The organism is Enterococcus termitis, from assembly GCF_001730305.1.
Lineage (GTDB): Bacteria > Bacillota > Bacilli > Lactobacillales > Enterococcaceae > Enterococcus_L > Enterococcus_L termitis.
In genome coordinates, this window is sequence record NZ_MIJY01000031.1 from 1 (window position 1) to 3,987 (window position 3,987).

At 28.1% G+C, this 3,987-nt stretch carries 3 protein-coding genes; 2 read left to right on the top strand and 1 reads right to left on the bottom strand.

The genetic code is table 11. The features are described 5' to 3' along the window. Window positions 1-34 precede the first annotated feature (34 nt). Together BCR25_RS12415 and BCR25_RS12420 are read left to right on the top strand one after the other, a co-directional pair. A complete protein-coding gene (locus tag BCR25_RS12415; protein ID WP_139124584.1) occupies window positions 35-1,108 on the top strand; it encodes a D-alanine--D-alanine ligase family protein in 1,074 nt (357 codons plus the stop codon). A gap of 4 nt (window positions 1,109-1,112) precedes the next feature. Then, window positions 1,113-1,556, top strand: a complete 444-nt coding sequence (locus BCR25_RS12420) for a GNAT family N-acetyltransferase (RefSeq protein ID WP_069663914.1) — start codon at window positions 1,113-1,115, stop codon at window positions 1,554-1,556. On the opposite strand, the gene BCR25_RS12425 is transcribed toward BCR25_RS12420, so the two are convergent. Next, the gene (locus BCR25_RS12425) at window positions 1,528-3,954 is read right to left on the bottom strand and encodes a hypothetical protein (protein ID WP_069663915.1); all 2,427 of its coding nucleotides are present in this window, start codon (window positions 3,952-3,954) and stop codon (window positions 1,528-1,530) included. The two genes, BCR25_RS12420 and BCR25_RS12425, sit on opposite strands and share 29 nt — an antisense overlap. Between the last annotated feature and the right edge of the window lie 33 nt (window positions 3,955-3,987).

Genomic DNA, 3,987 nt, shown 5'->3' on the forward strand with positions numbered 1-3,987 from the left:
CCAAATAACTATAAATTATTTGGAGGTTTTTAGGATGTTAAAATCAAAGATTAATCATTATGTAAATATAACTAATGAGAGCATTAACAAATATTTAATTGTGATGGTATCAAACGTAAAGGATTTAACAAATAGGTTCCATGACTATTCAGATACTTCTGTTATTTCTGAATATTATTCAATAACTCAATATGAACAAATAAGTCTTGCTATAAAAAATATTGGCTTTGAATTAAAAAGTTACTTCGATGAAAACGATTTTATTAAGGATTTTGAAAATGGTCTGTTAAGAGACAATTATCCAAAGAGAATCATAGTTTTAAATTCTGCTCAAAAAGGAACTGGGCAAGGCAGAAAATCATTAATCCCTGCTTTCTGTTCTTTGCACAATATTTTATATAGTAACAGCAATGCATATGTCACAAGCTTTGTTCGAAATAAATTTCATTGGAACAGTTTTTTAGCACGAGGAGATCATAAAGTATGCAAAAACTGGTTATATGATTATCGTATTGGATGGTTATTTGATCAATCACCAAAAGATGATACTACAATAATTTGTAAACTAAATTCTGAATCTTCGAGTATTGGATTAAGTCAAAAAAATATTTTTACTTTTTCAAATGAAAAAGAATCGTTTATTCATGATTTAAGTAAAAAATTTAAGCAGAGAGTTATAGTTCAAGAATTTATAGAGGGTAGAGAAATAGAAGTCCCAGTGATTTCTTTACCTAATAAAGCATTTTCCTTTGATCCAGTTGGAATATCAGTAGCAAATAAAAAGGATTTAGAAAAAACTATATTAGATTATGACATTAGAGGCAATAATAAGTTTGATTTTTATGACTTCAAAAATGAAGATAAAGAACTTTCTGAAGAAATAAAAGTTTATGTGGAAAAAGTCGCTAATGATTTGGAAATTTTTGGCTATGGTAGAATTGATTTCAGAGTTCGTGATAATAATCAATTTTATATTACTGATATCGCAACAAACCCACACATTACTCAAAGTATGTCCTTCTATTATGCATTTAAGCAATTAGGATTTTCATATCAGGACGTTTTAAGTACATTATTCGGTCTTATAATAGAAACTAATAGAGAGTAACAAGATGAGAAAAAATATTATTATCAAAGATAAAATGCCTTCAAGTGATGAGTGGATATATTTGAGAAATAGCGTTAAATGGAGTAACCATTCTAATGAAGAATACAAATTAGCAAAAGAAAAAACCTTATTTGGTGTAACTATTTATTTAAATAACAAGGTAATTGCTATGGGACGAATTGTTGGAGACGGACTTATTTGTTTTTATCTTCAAGATGTAATTGTTCATCCAAATTGGCAAAAAAATGGAATCGGTAAAATTGTTGTTGAGCGTTTGTTGAGTTACATTTATAAAAATGCTGCTAATAATGCAACTGTTGCATTATTAGCAGCTAAAGGAACTGAAAAATTCTATACTTCAATAGGTTTTTCTACTAGAAGTAAACTGAACAAAGGTGAGGCTATGATGCTTGATAGCTTTATAAGTCCCAGTTATAAAGAGTTGTAAAAGCATATCCCAAATAATAGTAATCACGTTCTGTCTTATTAAAAGTTTTCTTTGGTTGAATAACGTGGAGCCATTCTTCACCTGTTAATGATTCATGAAAAGTTTTCATTTTTTCTATTAATTGTTCATTCTTTTCATTCATTAAAGGATCATCTACTTTGCTTAAATAGTTTCGCAAAGACTCCAATTTTTCTATACCAGCTTTTTTATCTCCCAACAGAAAATCATAAACACCTGTATTTGCTACAATTCTATAATTATATAACCCTTCTAAATCAACTTTTAATTGTTGAACATCTGCTTCACTTTCTAGTAATATCTTTGCTTCTTCGAATCGATTATCTAATGCATAAAATATACTCAAATTCGAAGTGAAAAATAGTCTTTCTGCAATCACATTCATAGTATCTATAATTCTATGATAACTATCTATACACTCTTCAATTGATAATAAATTACTTAGATATCCAGACAACAAATAATTATTCATAACTATTTGTTGTCTAGGGAAATCTACTTCTTTAAATTCTATTTCCAACTTTTTTGCTTTCTTTGCAAATTCAAAACTTTTCTCAAATTCACCACACATTATCAAAGTTCCAGAGTAATTACATAATGATTTATAGTAATCGACTAAATGTACTGGAACTTCGTTAGGTAGTTCAGGTTTGAAATAATTTACAGCTTCCTGCATAAAATAAAGTGAATGGTTACTGTCATGTAATGCATTACTGATTCGTCTTAAATTGTTCAAGTTGTGCTTGGCTTGTTCATCGTATTGTTCACGTTCTCTCAACATTCCATTTAAAGTAGCTTCAATTTTCAATCCATCTTCTTTTTTTCCAGCATGAGTATAACTTGTCAATTTTCTAAATAAAATACGTTCAAATATGTCTTTTTCATTATCTACTGAGGAAATATCATTATATGCTTCAAATATTTCAATAGCGTAGGTTCTATCAGCAACATGTAAAGTTTTACTTAAACAATGAGACAACAGAATTGTTACTTCTGCTTGTAACTTTTTCGAATTCATAAAACGTGTTTGTCTGAGTACACTTTTAGCTTTTTCATATTCTTCTTCGTAATAAAAATTATAAGCATTTTCCATTAAATCTAAATAGCGAGCATGTTCTATCGAAATCAGAGGTTCTATTTCTTTCCTTTTATCTGGATTAATTAGTTTAAATTCTCTAATTTGTTTTAATAGTCCTAACACAAATAAATCGTCTGCTTCTATTGAATTTATTTCTTTTAAATACCAAGCTCTTCTGAGGTATTCTGCTGGTCTAATTTCTTTAATAATAGCCGCTAAATCAGTATAGTATTTTATCCCTTTATTTTTTGCCTGCATCTCAAACATTTTTCTGATAACTTGCAAGGCAAAATTGTAATACTCATCATTTTTTTCTGCAATCAATTTTAAATTATTCGCCTGCTCTATTATCGAAATAAATTCATCTCTATTTAGTTGAGTAACTTTTTCTAGTTCAATAGCAGAAAAAGAATAACCAATTATCGAGGCATATTCTAAAACTTCTTTTATTTGTTTTCCAGAAGCTCCAAACTCCAATAATCGTTTTTGTAAAATCTCTTCTAAACTGGGGATTGTTCCACTAATATAATTAGGTTGATCGACAAGTTCTGAAATAATCATTTTTATATATGAAATATTATCATTTGTTACAGCACCAATTAATTCACCTAATTCTTTTTCTATTTTGAAGTTATATGTCATATTATCAGCTAGAGTTTGAAAATCAGTAAGATCTAATTTGGTCATTCTATATTTACGTTCGCATTTTTTTTGAATTTCTTTTATCTTTTCTTTTTTTTCTAAACTATCGCTTGAACTATAAGTTATGATGAATTTAGAATTAGTTAGGCACTCAAACTGTTGGCTTCTACCATCTAGTAAAACAAGTAAAAAACTTAGTGAGGTTGTATCCCAATTTTGAATATCAGAACAAATGAAAATATTACTGCTACTTTTTTTTAAGATGTTCTCAAGTTTAGCCAATATCTCTATCTCTTTCTCATTGAAAACCCCACTTTTATGGTTTTTTGATAGAATTTTTTTGACAAAATATAACGGAAATTTCATCTTCGCATTCTCATTTTGAGAAATGTCATCTATTGAATGAACTATTAATTTGTTGATATCTAACTTATTTACATTTTCAATCCCACAAAAAAAAGGATAGTATTCTCGTTCATCAAAGTTTATTTCAGAAGAAAAATTGATGACACTGGAATTTTCTTGTTCACTCATATATGCATGAATAGCATATTTTTTTCCAGAGTTAATATTACCTTCAATGAATATTGAACGTATATCATTATCTATTAGTGGTTGCAGCTGTTTGTGTAAAAGTTTCTGGGGTAATAAATAATTCATTTTATAACCTCCAAATAATTTATAGTTATTTGG